The 17,320-nt window shown below is 69.1% G+C and carries 17 protein-coding genes; 11 read left to right on the top strand and 6 right to left on the bottom strand.

Annotated elements, in window-relative coordinates; translation table 11 throughout:
* Positions 1 to 95: 95 nt before the first annotated feature.
* Both M9945_RS00970 and M9945_RS00975 read right to left on the bottom strand, forming a co-directional pair.
* A complete protein-coding gene (locus M9945_RS00970; protein ID WP_367943056.1) occupies positions 96 to 2,051 on the bottom strand; it encodes a methyl-accepting chemotaxis protein in 1,956 nt (651 codons plus the stop codon).
* 247 nt (positions 2,052 to 2,298) lie between these two features.
* Complete coding sequence (locus M9945_RS00975; protein WP_367943057.1) at positions 2,299 to 5,748, bottom strand: indolepyruvate ferredoxin oxidoreductase family protein; 3,450 nt, start codon at positions 5,746 to 5,748, stop codon at positions 2,299 to 2,301.
* A 168-nt stretch (positions 5,749 to 5,916) separates the two neighbouring features.
* Between M9945_RS00975 and M9945_RS00980 the strand changes: the two genes are divergently transcribed.
* The 6 genes from M9945_RS00980 (at position 5,917) to M9945_RS01005 (ending at position 10,305) form a co-directional block, all read left to right on the top strand.
* The gene (locus M9945_RS00980; RefSeq protein ID WP_367943058.1) at positions 5,917 to 6,378 is read left to right on the top strand and encodes an Lrp/AsnC family transcriptional regulator; all 462 of its coding nucleotides are present in this window, start codon (positions 5,917 to 5,919) and stop codon (positions 6,376 to 6,378) included.
* Between the two features lie 163 nt (positions 6,379 to 6,541).
* Positions 6,542 to 7,633 (top strand): diguanylate cyclase, encoded by a 1,092-nt coding sequence (locus M9945_RS00985; RefSeq protein WP_367943059.1) that lies wholly within the window; start codon positions 6,542 to 6,544, stop codon positions 7,631 to 7,633.
* Positions 7,634 to 7,785: 152 nt separating this feature from the next.
* A complete protein-coding gene (trxA, locus tag M9945_RS00990; protein ID WP_367943060.1) occupies positions 7,786 to 8,781 on the top strand; it encodes a thioredoxin in 996 nt (331 codons plus the stop codon).
* A gap of 123 nt (positions 8,782 to 8,904) precedes the next feature.
* On the top strand, positions 8,905 to 9,579 hold the full coding sequence (locus M9945_RS00995; protein WP_367930805.1) for an LON peptidase substrate-binding domain-containing protein: 675 nt from the start codon (positions 8,905 to 8,907) through the stop codon (positions 9,577 to 9,579).
* Positions 9,576 to 9,791, top strand: a complete 216-nt coding sequence (locus M9945_RS01000; protein WP_367930804.1) for a Trm112 family protein — start codon at positions 9,576 to 9,578, stop codon at positions 9,789 to 9,791. Before M9945_RS00995 ends, M9945_RS01000 begins: the two co-directional genes overlap by 4 nt.
* Before the next feature lie 91 nt (positions 9,792 to 9,882).
* Entirely contained in the window at positions 9,883 to 10,305 is a 423-nt protein-coding gene (locus tag M9945_RS01005) for a metallopeptidase family protein (RefSeq protein ID WP_367930803.1), read from the top strand.
* Positions 10,306 to 10,326: 21 nt separating this feature from the next.
* Here the strand turns inward: M9945_RS01005 and M9945_RS01010 are convergent, their stop codons facing one another.
* Positions 10,327 to 10,533, bottom strand: coding sequence for a DUF1737 domain-containing protein (locus tag M9945_RS01010; RefSeq protein ID WP_367943061.1), 207 nt, complete (start codon positions 10,531 to 10,533; stop codon positions 10,327 to 10,329).
* A 150-nt stretch (positions 10,534 to 10,683) separates the two neighbouring features.
* Here M9945_RS01010 and M9945_RS01015 point away from each other — a divergent pair, with 150 nt between their 5' ends.
* From M9945_RS01015 to leuB, 4 genes are all read left to right on the top strand, one after another.
* Positions 10,684 to 11,865 carry an NAD(P)/FAD-dependent oxidoreductase gene (locus tag M9945_RS01015; RefSeq protein WP_367943062.1) on the top strand — a complete coding sequence of 394 codons (1,182 nt, stop codon included), beginning with the start codon at positions 10,684 to 10,686 and terminating at the stop codon, positions 11,863 to 11,865.
* 224 nt (positions 11,866 to 12,089) lie between these two features.
* A complete protein-coding gene (locus M9945_RS01020; protein ID WP_367943063.1) occupies positions 12,090 to 12,551 on the top strand; it encodes a glyoxalase superfamily protein in 462 nt (153 codons plus the stop codon).
* A gap of 127 nt (positions 12,552 to 12,678) precedes the next feature.
* Complete coding sequence (gene leuD, locus M9945_RS01025; RefSeq protein ID WP_367930800.1) at positions 12,679 to 13,284, top strand: 3-isopropylmalate dehydratase small subunit; 606 nt, start codon at positions 12,679 to 12,681, stop codon at positions 13,282 to 13,284.
* Positions 13,285 to 13,412: 128 nt separating this feature from the next.
* The gene (gene leuB, locus M9945_RS01030) at positions 13,413 to 14,519 is read left to right on the top strand and encodes a 3-isopropylmalate dehydrogenase (RefSeq protein ID WP_367943064.1); all 1,107 of its coding nucleotides are present in this window, start codon (positions 13,413 to 13,415) and stop codon (positions 14,517 to 14,519) included.
* A gap of 27 nt (positions 14,520 to 14,546) precedes the next feature.
* On the opposite strand, the gene M9945_RS01035 is transcribed toward leuB, so the two are convergent.
* Both M9945_RS01035 and M9945_RS01040 read right to left on the bottom strand, forming a co-directional pair.
* Entirely contained in the window at positions 14,547 to 15,017 is a 471-nt protein-coding gene (locus M9945_RS01035; protein WP_367943065.1) for a hypothetical protein, read from the bottom strand.
* A gap of 5 nt (positions 15,018 to 15,022) precedes the next feature.
* The gene (locus tag M9945_RS01040; protein WP_367943066.1) at positions 15,023 to 15,409 is read right to left on the bottom strand and encodes a DUF6152 family protein; all 387 of its coding nucleotides are present in this window, start codon (positions 15,407 to 15,409) and stop codon (positions 15,023 to 15,025) included.
* A gap of 475 nt (positions 15,410 to 15,884) precedes the next feature.
* Here M9945_RS01040 and M9945_RS01045 point away from each other — a divergent pair, with 475 nt between their 5' ends.
* Complete coding sequence (locus tag M9945_RS01045; protein WP_367943067.1) at positions 15,885 to 16,919, top strand: aspartate-semialdehyde dehydrogenase; 1,035 nt, start codon at positions 15,885 to 15,887, stop codon at positions 16,917 to 16,919.
* A gap of 97 nt (positions 16,920 to 17,016) precedes the next feature.
* Here the strand turns inward: M9945_RS01045 and M9945_RS01050 are convergent, their stop codons facing one another.
* A complete protein-coding gene (locus tag M9945_RS01050; protein WP_367930795.1) occupies positions 17,017 to 17,202 on the bottom strand; it encodes a hypothetical protein in 186 nt (61 codons plus the stop codon).
* Between the last annotated feature and the right edge of the window lie 118 nt (positions 17,203 to 17,320).

The following is a 17,320-nucleotide window of genomic DNA, read 5'->3' on the forward strand; positions in this document are numbered from 1 at the left end:
TTAATTTCGGGTTTAGAAAGAACCCGGCGAAAGCCCCCTCGCGCCGGATTCGCCCCGCCGCCCGGCATGGCCGGAGCGGCGGTTTTCGCGGAGGCTCAGAACTCCTCCCAGCCCTCGTCGGCGGGCTGGGCGGCCAGAAGCGCGGCCGCCTGCCCGGAGCCGGAAGAAACGCTCTTCAGGGCCGGAGCAGCGGGGCGCACCGGCGCGGCGGAAGCGGACGGGCGGCGCAGCGCCGGCTGCACGGCGTCGGGCTGCATCCCGAGGCGGAACTTCGCCACGAGCTGCGCCAGCTCCTCCGCCTCCTGGGCGAGGTTGTGGCTCGCCGCCGTCGACTGCTCGACCATCGCCGCGTTCTGCTGCGTCACCTGGTCCATCTGGTTGACGGCGGAGTTGACCTCGGCGAGGCCGGTGGACTGCTCGCGCGCGGAGGCCGCGATCTCGCTCACCAGCCCGGTGATCTCGCCGACCTGGACGACGATCTTCTCCAGCGCCTCGCCGGTCTGGCCGACGAGGTCGACGCCCTGTTCGACCTGCTGGGTCGAGGTCGAGATCAGCTGCTTGATCTCCTTGGCCGCCTCGGCCGAGCGCTGGGCGAGTGCCCGCACCTCCTGGGCGACGACGGCGAAGCCTTTGCCCGCCTCGCCGGCGCGCGCGGCCTCGACGCCGGCGTTGAGCGCCAGAAGATTGGTCTGGAAGGCGATCTCGTCGATGACGCCGATGATCTGGCCGATCTGCTGCGACGACTTCTCGATCTGCGCCATCGCCTTCACCGCCTGGCGCACCACCTCGCCCGACTTCTCGGCCCCGACGCGCGCGGCTCCCGTCACCTCGGACGCCTGATGCGCGCCCTCGGCCGTCTTCTTCACCGTCGCGGTGATCTCGTCGAGCGCGGCCGCCGTCTCCTCGAGGCTCGCCGCCTGCTGCTCGGTGCGCCGCGACAGGTCGTCCGCCGCCTGGCTGATCTCGCCGGTGCCGTTGCGCATGCCGCCGATCGCCTCGGCGATCGTCGCCATCGTGTCCTGGAGCTGCGCCGCGGTGCTGTTGAAGTCGTCCTTGAGCTTCTGCGCCTTGGACGAGAACGGCTCGGCGATGCGATAGGTCAGGTCGCCCGCTGCCAGCGCCGACAGGCCGTTGGCCAGCGCCGTGACGACGGCATGGTCCTCGGCCGCGTCGCGCGCCTTGTCAGCCTCGTTGCGGGCGCGCGCGCTCTCGGCCGCCGCCCGCGTCTCGTTGGTCTCTACTTCCAGCCGGATCTTCTCGATCGCCGCTTCCTTGAACACGAGGACGGCGCGCGCCATCTCGCCGATCTCGTCGCCGCGCGAAACGGCGGGAACCTCGACCGAGTTGTCGCCCGAGGCGAGGCGCCCCATCACGCCGGTCAGCGCGTTGACGGGCGTCGCGATCATCCGCGACAGCAGCCAGCCGAGCACGGCGGAGATGAGGACCGCGAGGCCGACGCCGACATAGAGCACCAACTCGGTCAGCGCCGTCACCGAATGGCGCTGCTCGATGGCGGCGGCCGCGGCCGCGCGCTCGCCCTCGGCAAGGGCGGAAAGGGCGTCCTCGATCGGCTCCATCAGCCCGTCGGCCTTGCCGTTCTGACCGACCATCGCGACCGCCTTGAAGCGGAAGATCGGATCGGCGGCGAGCTTGCGCCCTTCATCGACGATCTCGCGCTGCCAGGCGTCCATCTTCGCGGTCACGTCGGCGATGCCGGCGCCGATCTCGGCTTCGTCGCCGCGGCCGGCCTTGGAGGCGCGCAGCTCCTCGATATGGCGGTTGAAGGTGGCGCGGTGGCTGTCCAGCCGCTCGATATAGTAGGGGTCATTGGTCAGGAGGAAGCCGCGATAGCTGTTCTCCTGCCGCGCGAGGCGGAATTCGGCGCGGGTGATGATGTCGACCGCCAGATTGGCGTCAGCTTCCGCCTGCGTCGCCTTCTCGAGCTGGGCGATGTTCCAGAAGATCACCGCGCTCATCGCGACGATGGTGGCCACAACGGCGGCGAAGGCAAGCGCGAGCTTGCGCGAGATGCTGAGATTGTTGAACGACACTGTTGACCCCCAAGCCCCATGCTGATCCGGGCCGTCCACCCGGGCGCCGCATGCCCGAATCGGTAAGACCGATACGGGAAGGCGCACCGCACTCTTCCCTTGCTTCGATTAACAACCCGCTAATAAGGAAGTCCGCCGATCGGAAAAGTTAATCCGGCCGCATCAGATTTCGCATGTATCGTTTCGATGCCGAATCGGATGTGGGAAGTCGATCCGCCGCCCGCATCTTCAGAAGTCCGGCCGTTGGTCAGCCGGAAAGCTCCGCTTCGACTTCGGCGCGCACGCGCCGCGCCGCCTCTTCCTTGACCGGGCCGTAGCCGCGAATGTCCAGCGGCCGCGCCAGCACGCGGCACAGTCCGCCATGCGTTTCGGCGTCGAGCCTTGCGAGAGCGCGCTCCACGGCCGCCTCGTACCAGCCGATCAGCGCGCGCTCCATGCGCCGCTCGGCCGTGCGCCCGAACGGGTCGAACGGCGTGCCGCGCAACCGCTTCATCCGCGCCAGAAGCCGCATCGGCAGCCGGATCCAAGGCCCGAAGGCCCGCTTCAGCGGCCGGCCGCGCGCGTCGAGCCCGGCGGCGAGGAAAGGCGGCGCCAGATGATGGACGATGCGGAAATCGCCGTCGAACTCCGCCTTCAGCCTGTCGGCGAACCCGGTCTCCATATGCAGCCGCGCCACCTCGTACTCGTCCTTGTAGGCCATCAGCCTGAACAGCGCCCGCGCCACGGTCCGCGCCAGCGCATCGCTGCCGAGCGGCGCTTCCGCCCGCGCCACCTTGTCGACGAAGGCGGCGTAGCGGTCTGCATAGGCGGCATCCTGGTAGTCGGTCAGGAACACCATCCGGCGCTCGACGATGTCGTCGAGCGACTCGTCCTTCGCGCGCGGCGGCGCGAGGAGGCCGGCAAGCCGCTCCGGCATCGCAGCGGCGATGCGGCCGATGAGGAAGGCGCGGCGGTTTGCCTCGACGGCGACGCCGTTCAATTCGATGGCGCGGTCGAGGGCGGCGAAGCCGACCGGGACGAGGCCGCGCTGCCAGGAAAAGCCGAGCATGATGATGTTGGCGAAGACCGCGTCGCCCATCAGCGTCTCGGCGAGACGATTGGCGTCGAGCGCCGCCAGCCCGTCGCCGCCGACCGCCTCGCGGATCGCCGCCAACCGGCGCTCGACCGCAAGATCGGCGTCGCGCCGGCGCACGATATCGCCGGTCGGCATCTTCGCCAGATTGAGCGCGGCCTTCATGCCCGGCCGGTAGCAGGAAGACGCCTTGGGCGAGGAGGAGACGACGATGTCGCAGCCGATCAGCGCGTCGGCCGCGCCGCGGTCGATACGCACCTGGTTGATGGCGTCGGGGTTCTCCGCCAGCCGCACGAAGGACAGGACCGGGCCGAATTTCTGCGCGAAGCCGGTGAAGTCGAGCACCGACGCGCCCTTGCCTTCGAGATGCGCGGCCATCGTCACCAGCGCGCCGACCGTGACGACGCCGGTGCCGCCGACGCCGGTGATGAGGAGGTCGTAAGGCGTGCCGAGGGAAGGAAGCACCGGCGCGGCGAGGCCGGCGGCAAGGGCGTCGAGATCGAGCGCGACACGCCCCGCCTTGCGCCGCACCGCGCCTTCCAGCGTCACGAAGCTCGGGCAGAAGCCGCCGATGCAGGAGAAGTCCTTGTTGCAGGACGACTGGTTGATGCGCCTTTTGGTGCCGAATTCGGTCTCGACCGGCTCGACCGACAGGCAGTTCGACTGCACCGAGCAGTCGCCGCAGCCCTCGCAGACTAGCTCGTTGATGACGACGACGCGCTTGGGGTCCTCCATCGTGCCGCGCTTGCGCCGGCGGCGCTTTTCCGTGGCGCAGGCCTGCTCGTAGATCAGCACCGAGACGCCCCTGACTTCGCGCAGCTCGCGTTGGAGCGCGTCCATCTCGCGGCGGTGGTGGATCGTCGTGCCGGCGGGAAAATCGGGCGCGGAAAACTTCTCCGGCGCGTCGCTGGCGAGCGCGATGCGCTCGACGCCCTCGGCGCGGCAGGCGTGGGCGATGGCCGAAACACTGACCGGCCCGTCCACCGGCTGTCCGCCGGTCATGGCGACCGCGTCGTTGTAGAGGATCTTGTAGGTGATGTTGGCGCCGGCCGCGACCGCCTGCCGGATCGCCATCGAACCGGAATGATACCAGGTGCCCTCGCCGAGATTCTGGAAGACATGGCCGCCGCCGGTGAACAGCGACGAGGCCGCCCAGTTCACCCCCTCGCCGCCCATCTGGATCAGCGAGGTGGTGTCGCGGTCCATCCAGCTCGCCATGAAGTGGCAGCCGATGCCGGCCAGCGCCTGGCTCCCTTCCGGCACCTTGGTCGAAATGTTGTGCGGGCAGCCCGAGCAGAAATAGGGCGTGCGCGTCGCCCCCGGCACCGAGATGGAGATGGCAGGCCCGGCCTCGAGCCGCGCCGCGCGCGCCTGGAAGCCGTGGCCGGGAAACACGCCGTCGAGCCGCTTCGCCACCAGCGGCGCCAGCAGGCGCGGCGACAATTCGCCCGTCCACGGGATCAGCCGCGCGCCGGTCTCGTCGCGCTTGCCGACCATGACGCGCGGCTTGTGGCCGGGCCAGTCGTAGAAATACTCCTTGAGCTGGCTCTCGATGATGCCGCGCTTCTCCTCGATCACCAGCACCTCGTCCTTGCCGCGCACGAAGTCGAGCGCGTCGCGGCGGGCGAGCGGCCACACCATGCCGACCTTGTAGATGTCGATGCCGAGGGCGCGGCATTCGCGCTCGCCGAGGCCGAGCAGCCGCAGCGCCTCCATCAGGTCGAGATGGCCCTTGCCGGTGGTGACGATGCCGAAGCGCGCGTCGCCGACCTCGTAGACGTGGCGGTCGATCGGGTTGGCCTCGGCGAAGGCGAACACCGCCTGCTTCTTCGCCTCCATCCGCTCCTCGATCTGCGGGCCGGGCAGGTCGGGCCAGCGATAGTGCAGCCCGCCGGCGGGCAGCGCGATGGCCGGCTGCACGAACGCCCGGTCGGGCCGGAGCTCGACGGATGCGGCCGATTCCACAGTCTCCGAGATCGCCTTGAAGCCGACCCACATGCCCGAGAAGCGCGACAGCGCGTAGCCCCATTCGCCGAAGGCGGGATATTCGGCGATGGAGGCGGGGTTCAGCGTCGGCATGAACCAGGCCATGAAGGCGACGTCGGACTGGTGCGGCATCGAGGAGGAGACGCAGCCATGGTCGTCGCCGGCCACGACGAGGACGCCGCCATGCGGCGACGAGCCGTAGGCGTTGCCGTGCTTGAGCGCATCGCCGGCGCGGTCGACGCCCGGCCCCTTGCCGTACCACAGGGCGAAGACGCCATCGACGCCAGCGGCCGGGTTGGTCTCGACCTGCTGGCTGCCGAGCACGGCGGTCGCCGCCAGATCCTCGTTGACCGCCGGCAGGAAGCGGATCCCCGCCGCGTCGATCAGCGCGCGGTTGCGCCACAGTTCGAGGTCGAGCCCGCCGAGCGGCGAGCCGCGATAGCCGGAAACGAAGCCGCTCGTGTTCAGCCCGGCCGCGCGATCGCGCCGCGCCTGGTCGAGGACGATGCGCACCAGCGCCTGCGTCCCGGTCATGAAGACGCGGCCGGAGCCGCTGGCGTAGCGGTCCTCCAGCCTGTAGCGGGCCCCGTAGCGGAAAAGATCGCGGCCGGCTACGTGAATGGGCGCGTCAACGGTCATCGGTTCCTCCTGGGTGCCTTGCCCGGGTGCCTTTGGCGGTGCCTTCCCCGAGGATAGCCCCGACCGGCTGGAAGAACTTGCCAGAATGACCCCGTTTCACCACCGGATCGACAGGATTTGCCTTTTCGATCTATGATGTGGAACGATCTGCCGTTGATGCGCTGCAAAATGGAAAACTTGACGGAACAGGACCGGGCCCTGCTGCGCGCCTTGCAGCAGGATGCCCGCATCACCAACCAGGAGCTGGCCGAACGGGCCGGCATGTCGGCCTCGGCCTGCTGGCGGCGCGTCAGGGCGCTGGAGGAGGAAGGCGTCATCCGCCGCTACGCGACGGTGCTGGACGCGGCGAAGGCGGGCCTGAGCTTCCACGCCGTCGCCCATGTCACCCTGACCCGGCACGACCACCGCCACGTCGACACCTTCATCGCCGAGGTCGGCCGCCGGCCGGAGGTGCTCGACTGCTTCGCCGTCACCGGCGAGGCCGACTACATGCTGCGGGTGATGTGCGCCGACCTCGACGCCTACAACCGCTTCCTCGAGGCGTTCCTGTTCCGCCTGCCCGGCATCGCCAACGTCCGCACCAGCCTCGTCCTCAAGGGCGTCAAGCAGGAGACCGCCGTTCCGCTGTAGAATCCGGGCAAGACTTCCTTCACCACGCGACGAGCTAATCCGGCACGGCCGCGGCCGCTGTGCTAGTTTCGTCGGCCTCGGTCGGGGAGCAAGGAACAGTTTGGTCGATCAGGCATCCCTCTTCATTGCGGCGGGCGTTTGCGCGGGGGCCCTTGGCCTGACGATGCTGAACGTGTGGCTGCACAACCGCGCCGACACCTTCCTCATCGGCTGGACACTCGGCATGGTGCTGCTCGGCATCGGCGTCGTCGCCTACTACGCCTTCCCGGCCGACCGGCTGGAGATCGCCGCCGCCGCCTTCATGCTGGAGATCCTCGGCTTCGTCTTCGTCTTCATCGCCGCCTGCCAGTTCACCGGGCGCGCCACGACGCGCCGGCACTGGCTGGTTCTGGGCATGGCGGTGCCGCTCGTCGGCGTCCCCATTCTCATCGGCTATGACGGCCTCGGGATGATGATCTACAACTTCCTCGCCGGCAGCCTGCTGATGGCCACCGCCATGCAGTACTGGAACGCCCGCGCCGAGGCGCCGTCCCCCATCGCCGCGCTGTCGACGCTCTATGCGCTCGCAGCCGTCTCCTTCTATGCCTGCGGCACCATCATCGCCCACGAGCAGACCTGGGTGATGCGCGTCCACCCCGACAACTGGGCTGAGAAGTTCAACGCCATCATGTGCATCGCCGGCATCACCGGCATCGGCGCGCTGTCGCTCGGCCTCAACAACGCCCGCGCCGCGCGCAAGCACCGCGCGGACGCCGAGACCGACATGCTGACGGGCCTCGCCAACCGTCGCGCCCTGTTCGAACGGATGGCAAACGGCGGTTTCACCGCCGGCCATGCCGTGGTCGTCTTCGACCTCGACCGCTTCAAGGCGATCAACGACCGCTACGGCCACGCCACCGGCGACGAGGTGCTGCGCCGCTTCGCCGAGGCGCTGCGCCTCAACCTGCGCGCCGGCGACATCGCCGCCCGCACCGGCGGCGAGGAGTTCGTGCTGGTGCTGCGCGAGGCGTCGCTGCCGCTCGCCACCAGCACGGCCGAGCGCATCCGCGCCCTGTTCGCCGAAAGCCATGTCGAGACGGCGCGCGGCCGGGTCGCCGCCACCGCCAGCGCCGGCGTCGCCCTCGCCGGCCCCGAGGCCGGCGGTTTCGAGGAGGTGCTGGGCCGCGCCGACGCCTCGCTCTACCGGGCCAAGCACGGCGGCCGCAACCGGGTCGGCGCCGAACTGACGCTGCACAGCCTGCAGGTCGCGGGCTGAGCCGGCACGCCGGCCCGAAAGCCCGTTCCCGAAGCCGGCCTCCCTTGAAACCGGCCGCCTGAAGCCACATTTCTCGCTCACCCACTCGACCTGCCGCCCGCCTCTGCTATGAAGGCGGCGGCGGCTTCATTCCGCGCAGCAGGAGATGGCTTATGAGCGCGCAGGACAACCCTTTCGGCGGCGGCTACTCGGTCCAGTACGGCGGCGGCGCGGCGGCGACGCCCGATAGCCCCTCCCGCAACCCGGCGCACGGCCTGAACAGCGGCGCGCCCGGCGGGTCTTTCGTCAAGGACACGACCACGGCCGGCTTCGCCGCCGACGTGATCCAGGAATCGCGCAACCAGCCGGTTCTGGTCGATTTCTGGGCACCGTGGTGCGGCCCGTGCAAGCAGCTCGCGCCGGCGCTCGAGAAGGCCGTCGCCGAGGCGGGCGGCCGCGTCAGGCTGGTCAAGATGAACATCGACGACCACCCTTCCATCGCCGGCCAGCTCGGCATCCAGTCTATTCCCGCGGTCATCGCCTTCGTCGACGGCCAGCCGGTCGACGGCTTCATGGGTGCGATCCCCGAAAGCAAGATCCGCGAGTTCATCGACAAAGTGTCGGGGCCGGGCGGCGCGGCCGAGGCCGTTGCCGAGGCGCTGGCCGCGGCGGGCGAATTGCGCATGGCCGGCGACCTCCAGGGCGCGGCGCAGGTCTATGCCGCCGTGCTCGGCGACGCCCCCGACAATCTCGACGCCATCGCCGGGCTGGCGGAGACGCTGCTCGACGCCGGCGACGAGGCCAACGCCCGCGAGGTGCTGGCCCGCGCGCCCGAGGGCAGCGAGGAGGCGCCGCAGCTCGCCGGCGTCAGGGCGCGCCTTGCGCTGGCCGAGCAGGTCGCCGGGCTCGGCGATCCGGCCGAACTGGAGCGCCGGCTCGCCGCCGACCCCAAGGACCATCAGGCCCGCTTCGATCTCGCCCTGATCCACAACGCGCTCGGCGAGCGCGACAAGGCGGCCGACGCGCTGCTCGCGATCATGAAGGCCGACCGCAGCTGGCAGGACGACGGCGCGCGCCTGCAGTTGCTGAAGTTCTTCGAGGCGTGGGGCATGGCCGACGAGGCGACGTTGTCGGCACGGCGCAAGCTGTCGTCGCTGCTGTTTTCATGAGCAATCCGGGAAAAGCGTGAAGCACTTTTCCGCCCGGAATTGCGTTAAACTGAAAAGCCGGACCGTTTCACCGTCTCCGTGAAGCGGTGGAACGGTCGAGGAGCTGCCGGACGGGAGAGCGACATGCAGGCTGGAAACGCGCGATACCGGACCGAAGGCGACCTGCCCGCCGCCGTCGCCGTGTTCCCGCTGTCGGCCGCGCTGCTGCTGCCGGGCGGGCGCCTGCCGCTCAACGTCTTCGAGCCGCGCTATCTCGAAATGGTCGACCACGCGCTTGCCGGCAACCGGCTGATCGGCATGATCCAGCCGCGCCTCGACGGCGCGCTGAAGGCGAACAGCGAGCCGGAGCTGTGCGACGTCGGCTGCCTTGGCCGCATCACCTCCTTCGCCGAGACGGGCGACGGCCGCTACCTGATCTCGCTTCAGGGCGTGTGCCGCTTCCGCGTCGCTGCGGAGGACGCGGTCAAGACGCCGTTCCGCCAGTGCCGCATCACCCCCTTCCTCGCCGACCTCGACGCCGAGGCCGGCGCCGATGAGGTCGACAGGGCCGCGCTCCTCCAGGCCTTCCGCGCCTATCTCAAGGCCAACGAGCTGGAAGCCGACTGGGAGAGCGTCAGCCGCGCCGAGAACGCGACGCTGGTCAACGCCCTGTCGATGATGGCGCCCTACGGCCCGGCCGAGAAGCAGGCGCTGCTCGAGGCGCCGGACCTCAAGACCCGCGCCGAGACGCTGATCGCCATGACCGAGATCGCGCTGGCGCGCGAAAGCGGCGACGATTTCCCGTCGAGCCTGCAATGAGCGGCAAGGACGCGAAGGACCTCCGGCGCGCGGTCGATCCGAAGATGCTGGAGATGCTGGCCTGCCCGCTGACCAAGATGCCGCTGTCGTGGGACGCGGAGAAAAGCGAGCTCGTCTCGCGCGCGGCGCGGCTCGCCTATCCGGTGCGCGACGGCGTGCCGATCATGCTGCCGTCCGAGGCACGGCCGCTCGAGGAAGACGAGCTGTCCTGAGCGCCTTTCACCGTGCGGGTTCATCCTATGGGGCGACGGGGGGTCGAAACCGGCAGCGCAACGGTCTATATGCGGCCTCAAAGGACGACACATGGCCCGCATCTACCAGACCAGAGACTGGAGCGACCAGCTCTCCCCCTCGTTGCAGGAGTTCGAGCTGATGTCGCTCGAAGCCTACGCGCACCTGCCCGAGGAGTTCCGCCGGCTGACCGGCGAGATCATCATCCAGGTGACGGAATTCCCGACCGACGAGATCATGGACGATCTGGCGCTGGAGACGCCGTTCGACCTGCTCGGCCTGTTCGAGGGGCGCGGCATCGCCGAGCGCTGGAACCCGTCGACCGGCGAGGGGCCGAACCGCGTGACGCTCTACCGCCGCGCCATCCTCGACTACTGGGCCGAGAACGAGGAGACGCTGGGCGACATCATCACCCACGTGCTGATCCACGAGATCGGCCACCATTTCGGCCTCTCCGACGACGACATGGAGCGCATCGAGGCCAACGCGGAATGAGCGGGCCGTCCGGCGGATAGGCTACTGCTCGCCGAGCTTCATCTCCGGCGCGTAGTCCTTGCCCTCGACCTCCTTCACCACCGCCTGGCCGCAGCGCATCGTCCCGCTCGCTGCGTCGAAGGCGTAGGTCGGCGAGCCGTGCAGCGCCCAGCCCTTGTTCAGCGCCGCCGTCACCTTGTGGCAGAAGCCGGAATCGTCGGATCCGGTCAGGAAACGGTAGAGCTTCATCGCGAGGGTCCTTTGTTCGCCGATCCGCACCCCGCTGTTCTGGCGCAACGGTTTTTCCGACGCAAGCCCACCGTTGCCGCCCCGGCCCCCTTGCGCGCGTGCCGCGAAGCTGGTTCCTGATCCGTCGGACACAGCAAGGCAGGAATCGTCATGGCCGGCACGGATATCGTCATCATCGGCGGCGCCATCGTCGGCGCGTCGGTCGCCTATTTCCTGCGCGAGGAGGGCTTCGCCGGCTCGATCACGGTGATTGAGCGCGACCCGACCTTCGCCCGCGCCTCGACCACGCTGTCCGCCGCCTCGATCCGCCAGCAGTTCTCGCTGCCGGAGAACATCCGCCTGTCGCGCTTCACGCTCGGCTTCTTCCGCGAACTGAAGGACCGGTTCGGGCCGGACGCCGACATCGGCTTCCGCGAAAAGGGCTACCTCATCCTCGCCGGGCAGGACGGCGTCGGCCTGCTCGCGGCCAACCACGCGATGCAGACGGCCGAGGGCGCCGACATCGTGCTGGAGGACGCGGCCGCGCTGCGCAAGCGGTTCCCGTGGCTCTCGACCGAGGGCATCGCCGCCGGCGCCTATGGCCGCTCCGGCGAGGGCTGGTTCGACGCCCATGCGCTGCTTTCCCTCATGCGCCGGGGCCTGAAGGAGCGCGGCGTCACGCTGGTGACGGGCGAGGTCGCGGCGATCGAGCGGGCAGGCGGGCAGGGGGGAGATCGCGTCGCCTCGGTGACGCTCGCCGACGGAAGGCGCTTCGATGCCGGCCTCGTCGTCAACGCCGCCGGGCAGAATGGCGGCCGCGTCGCCGCCCTCGCCGGGATCGACCTGCCGGTCGAGCCGCGCAAGCGGTCGGTCTTCGTCTTCGAGGCGCGCGAGCGCTTCGAGGACATGCCGCTCACCGTCGACACCTCCGGCATCTGGGTCCGTCCCGAGGGCGCGGCCTACATCACCGGCGGGGCGGAAACGGAGGAAGGAGAGGGGCCGGCCGACCCCGACGATTTCGAGCCCGACTGGCACCTGTTCGAGGAGGCGATCTGGCCGGCGCTCGCCGCGCGCATTCCCGCCTTCGAGGCGATCCGGCCCGGCCGCGCCTGGGCCGGCCACTACGACTACAACCGCTTCGACCAGAACGCGGTGATCGGCCCGCACCCGCAGATCGCCAACTTCGTCTTCGCCAACGGCTTTTCCGGCCACGGGCTGCAACAGGCCCCGGCCGCCGGCAAGGCGCTGGCCGAGCTGATCGTCCACGGCGGCTGGCGCAGCATCGACTGCTCGGCCTTCGGCTACGAGCGGATCGTGGAGAACAGGCCGTTCCGCGAGCTCAACGTCATCTGACCGGCCCGGAGGGCGGGATGAAGGCCCCCGGAGCGCGGTCTTGACGTCTCGGCCACCCGCTCCTATCTCAGCGGCCGGGCCCGGAAGCCCCTGCCACCCGCGGGCGACAAGCCATGGTGAAGCTTCCGCTTGAAACGTTCGTTTCCCTGTCTTGCGACGGCCGGAACGGCAATGCGGGTTCCCGTCAGTCCTGATGCCGTCCGGAACCGGATAGGAGAAACGCGATGACCACGACGTCATCCAGCCATAGTGCCCCCGACTACAAGGTCCATGCGAGGCGCCTGCGCGACGCGCTCGCCGCCGAGGGCGTCGCCGTCAGCCACGGCAAGGCGCTCGACATCGTCGCCCGCCAGCACGGCGCGCGCGACTGGAACACCCTGTCGGCGAAGGCGAACGCCCCCGCGCCCTGCAGCCGCGAGGCGCGAACGGCGCCCTTCGCCGTCGGCGACCGGGTCGAGGGCACCTTCAACGACAGGCCCGCGAAAGGGCGCGTCATCGGCCTCGCCGAGACGATAAAGCCGGACCTGTGGCGCGTGACGGTGAAGTTCTCGCCGCCGGTCGACGCCTCGACCTCGGCCGCCTTTCGCGCCGAGCGCACCCGGGTCGAGATGGTCGTCGGCGCCGACGGCCGCTCGCGCCGCCTCACCGGCACCGAAACCGGCGTCATGGCGCTCGCCCGCGCCTGAGCCGCCGGCCCGGCCGTGCGCACCCGCGCGCGGCCGGCCTTCTCCAATCAACCGGCTTTGAATTTCCGTCCCTTGCGTGTAAAGCGGGCTGCAGGCAATCCCGCGTCGACAAACCGCAGGCACCGAAATGGACAAGTTCACCACGCTGACAGGCATCGCTGCCCCCTTCCCGATCGTCAATGTCGACACCGACATGATCATCCCCAAGGACTATCTCAAGACGATCAAGCGCACCGGCCTCGGCAAGGGCCTGTTCGCCGAGATGCGCTATCGCGAGGACGGCTCGGAGAACCCGGATTTCGTGCTCAACAGGCCGGCTTACCGCAAGGCGCAGATTCTCGTCGCCGGTGACAATTTCGGCTGCGGCTCCTCGCGCGAGCACGCGCCTTGGGCGCTGCTCGACTTCGGCATCCGCTGCATCATCTCCACCTCGTTCGCCGACATCTTCTACAACAACTGCTTCAAGAACGGCGTCCTGCCGATCAAGGTCAGCCCCGAGGACCTCGAGAAGCTGCTGGACGACGCCGAGCGCGGCGCCAACGCCGTCATCACCGTCGACCTCGAGGCGATGGAGATCAGAGGCCCCGACGGCGGCGTCATCACCTTCGACCTCGACGAGTTCCGCCGCCACTGCCTGCTGAACGGGCTGGACGACATCGGCCTGACCATGGAGAAGGCCCCGTCCATCGACCGCTTCGAGAAGACGAACGCCGAAGCCCGTCCCTGGGCCTGAGGCGACATCCGGTTCGAGCGGCGGGCGGATCATCCGCCCGTTCGCCGTTTCAAGCCCGGCCGCCCAGCCGCCAGCGAGGCGCCAGCCGTATCTCTTCTGAGTCGCTCATCTCCTGAAAGGTTCCCCTCATGGCATCGCGCAAACTCCTTCTCTTTCCCGGCGACGGCATCGGCCCCGAGGCGATGGCGGAAGTCCGCAAGCTGATCGCGGTGATGAACACCGATCTCGGCGCCGGCTTCGAGACCGAGGAAGGGCTGGTCGGCGGCGGCGCCTACGACGCGCACGGCCAGTCGATCTCGGAGGACGACGTCGCGCGGGCGCTCGCGGCCGACGCGGTGCTGTTCGGCGCGGTCGGCGGGCCGAAATGGGACGTCGTGCCCTACGAGGTGCGCCCCGAGGCCGGCCTGCTGCGGCTGCGCAAGGATCTCGAGCTGTTCGCGAACCTGCGCCCCGCCATCTGCTATCCCGCGCTCGCCGCCTCCTCCTCGCTCAAGCCGGAGGTGGTCGAGGGCCTCGACATCCTGATCCTGCGCGAATTGACCGGCGGCGTCTATTTCGGCGAGCCGAAGGAGATCATCGACCTCGGCAACGGCCAGAAGCGCGGCATCGACACCCAGGTCTACGACACCTACGAGATCGAGCGCATCGCCGGCGTCGCCTTCGAGCTGGCGCGCACGCGCAAGAACCACGTCACCTCGATGGAAAAGCGCAACGTCATGAAGTCGGGCGTGCTGTGGAACGAGGTGGTGAGCGCCACCCACAAGGCGAAGTATTCCGACGTCAAGCTCGACCATATGCTGGCCGACGCCGGCGGCATGCAGCTCGTACGCTGGCCCAAGCAGTTCGACGTCATCGTCACCGACAATCTGTTCGGCGACATGCTGTCCGACGTCGCGGCCATGCTCACCGGCTCGCTCGGCATGCTGCCCTCGGCCTCGCTCGGCGCGCCGGACGGCAAGACCGGCAAGCGCAAGGCGCTCTACGAGCCGGTCCACGGCTCCGCGCCCGACATCGCCGGCAAGGGCATCGCCAACCCGATCGCCATGATCGCCTCCTTCGCCATGTGCATGCGCTACTCGTTCAACATGGTCGCCGAGGCCGACCGGCTGGAGGCCGCGATCTCGGCCGTTCTCGACGACGGCTACCGCACGCGCGACATCATGTCGGACGGCATGACCGAGGTGTCGACCACGACCATGGGTGACGCGATCGTCGAGAAGTTCCGCACGCTCTGAGCTCCCCTCATATGCGCCGGGCGGTCCTCACAGGAAGCCGGTGAACCGGCCGGCGACGAGGATCGCCGGCCACAGCGCGATCGACAGCACCGCCAGCGCCTTGGCGGCCGGCGGATAGGCCGTGCCGGCCGCCGCCGGCGCAGCGATCCGCCGGAACGCCCCGAAGTTCAGCCCGGCGAGGACGAGCAGCGCCAGCTTCGCCTGGAAGGCGGGATTGGCCGCGTACTCCCCCGCCCGGACCGAGAACAGGGCGAGGCCGGTCAGCGCCGCGACCGGAAAGGCGAGCGCCGCCGTGACGCGCATCAGATGCAGCAACGGCTCCCGCTCGACCCCGCGCGCGAGGCCGAGAATGCGCAGATCCATCAGCACCACCGCGCCGACCAGCATGCCGATCGACAGGATGTGCAGCGCGTTGACCAGCGGATAGGCGTAGAACGACGCCTTCAGCGCGCCGACGACGGGCAGGCGCTCGACGGCGGCGAGGAGATCGGGCAGCATCCCGGTCAGTTCGATGGCGCCCGGTCGGGATAGACGTCGTAGGTGGCGCCGTTGACGACGATCCGCGCGGCCTTCATCCAGCGTTCTGTCGCGTCGCGCGAGCGGTTGCCGATGGCGGTGACCTCGTCGCCGACCTTTGCCGTGTCCTCCATGAAGCCGGCGCGGGCCGTGGCCCGCGGCGTGGCGAGGTCGACGCGCCACACCTCGCCCTCCACGTCCACGTCCAGCGTCGGGTGCGGATTGCCGTAATAGATCGCGGTGATGGTGCCGGTCAGCTCGAAGAACCCGTCCTCGGTCCAGGCCCAGCCGTGATGCGCGAGCGCCGCGGGCGCGCCGGAAGCGGCGAGCGCCGCGGCGGCGAGGGCGGCGCGGAAGAAGGCGGAGACGGCCATGTGTTCCTCCTGCATCGGATCAGCCTCCCCGCCGGAAAGCCTATGGTGCGCCGGGCGGGCGTCAAATCACTTACGCCTGATCGCCGCGATGGCGCCGATTGACTCTTGTGCCGAAGGGCGTAAAAGGCGGGCGCGAACCGGGATCAACGCGATGCGCGGCCTTGTGACTGCATTTCTGGCACTTTACGCCTCCGGCGGGATTTTCTCCGCGCCAGAGGCCGGGTCCTCGCGCGTGCATTCCGGCAAAACCACGGCCAAGACCACGACCGCGAAAACGGTCTGATCCCCTTTGGCCTGCTCGCCCCTCTCCCCGGGTCCGGCCCGAGGGAGGCGGACCCCGCGGCGGCCGGCGGGGCTTCTCCTGAACGAACAAGCGGAGAGATCGAGCGCGATGCCGAACCGAAAGCCCGTCTGAATCGAACGCGGCGGCCGGTTTTTCCGGGACGGGATCGCGCTCCGACAAGGAGCAACCGGAATGGGTTTCAAGATTGCAGTCGCTGGCGCCACCGGCAATGTCGGGCGCGAAATGCTCACCATCCTCGAGGAACGCGGCTTCCCCGCCGACGAGGTCGTGGCGCTCGCCTCGCGCCGCTCGGTCGGCACGGAAGTGTCCTACGGCGACAGGACGCTGAAGGTGAAGGACCTCGCCACCTACGATTTCTCCGACACCGACATCTGCCTGATGTCGGCCGGCGGCAACGTCTCCAAGGAATGGTCGCCGAAGATCGGCGCGCAAGGGTGCGTCGTCATCGACAACTCCTCGGCCTGGCGCTACGACGCCGACGTGCCGCTGATCGTCCCGGAAGTGAACCCCGATGCGGTCGAGGGTTTCTCGAAGCGCAACATCATCGCCAACCCCAACTGCTCGACGGCCCAGCTCGTCGTCGCGCTGAAGCCGCTGCATGACCGCGCCACCATCAGGCGCGTCGTCGTCGCCACCTACCAGTCGGTCTCGGGCGCTGGCAAGGAGGGCATGGACGAGCTGTTCACCCAGACGCGCGCCGTCTTCGTCAACGATCCGGTCGAGCGCAAGAAGTTCACCAAGCGCATCGCCTTCAACGTCATTCCCCATATCGACGTCTTCATGGAAGACGGCCAGACCAAGGAGGAGTGGAAGGTGACGGCCGAGACCAAGAAGATGCTCGACCCGAAGATCAAGGTCACCTGCACGGCCGTGCGCGTGCCGGTGTTCATCGGCCATTCCGAGGCCGTCAACATCGAGTTCGAGAAGCCGATCACCGCCGACGAGGCGCGCGACATCCTGCGCGAGGCGCCCGGCTGCCTCGTCATCGACAAGCGCGAGGACGGCGGCTACATCACGCCGCACGAATCCGCCGGCGAGGACGCGACCTATATCAGCCGCATCCGCGAGGACCCGACCATCGACAACGGCCTCAACATGTGGGTCGTCTCCGACAACCTGCGCAAGGGCGCGGCGCTGAACACGGTGCAGATCGCCGAGTTGCTCGTCGCGCGCGGCCTGATCCAGCCGAAGAAGCAGGCCGCCTGACCTGCTTTCCCATCCGGTGGCGCTGCCGCAAAGGCCCGCGCCACCGCCTCAGGCGGGCGAGGCGGGCCAGATAGAGCTCATGCGAGAAGGAGAAAGCCTAGCCGGCTTTCTCCTTTTTCGTGTCGGCGTCCGCCGGCGTCGAGATCGGGGCTTGAACGGGCGCCTTGATGCTGGCGACGGTCCCCTTGTCGACCGAGGCGGTCGTGTCGCGTTTCATCGGGCAGGCGCTCGCCACGGACAGCGAAAGTCCAAGAGCGGCGGCTACGGCAAGAACGGTCTTCATGCGTGGTCTCCTCGGCTTGCTTGGTTGACATGCCGGACAGCGGGCCGGGCAACTGCGCGATCCTGCCGCCCCGGCCTGCTTCCTTTGCCGCATCGTGCGACACCGGACGAATCCCGTC

Origin of the sequence: Aquamicrobium sp. (genome assembly GCF_023954335.1) — a bacterium.
Lineage (GTDB): Bacteria > Pseudomonadota > Alphaproteobacteria > Rhizobiales > Rhizobiaceae > Aerobium.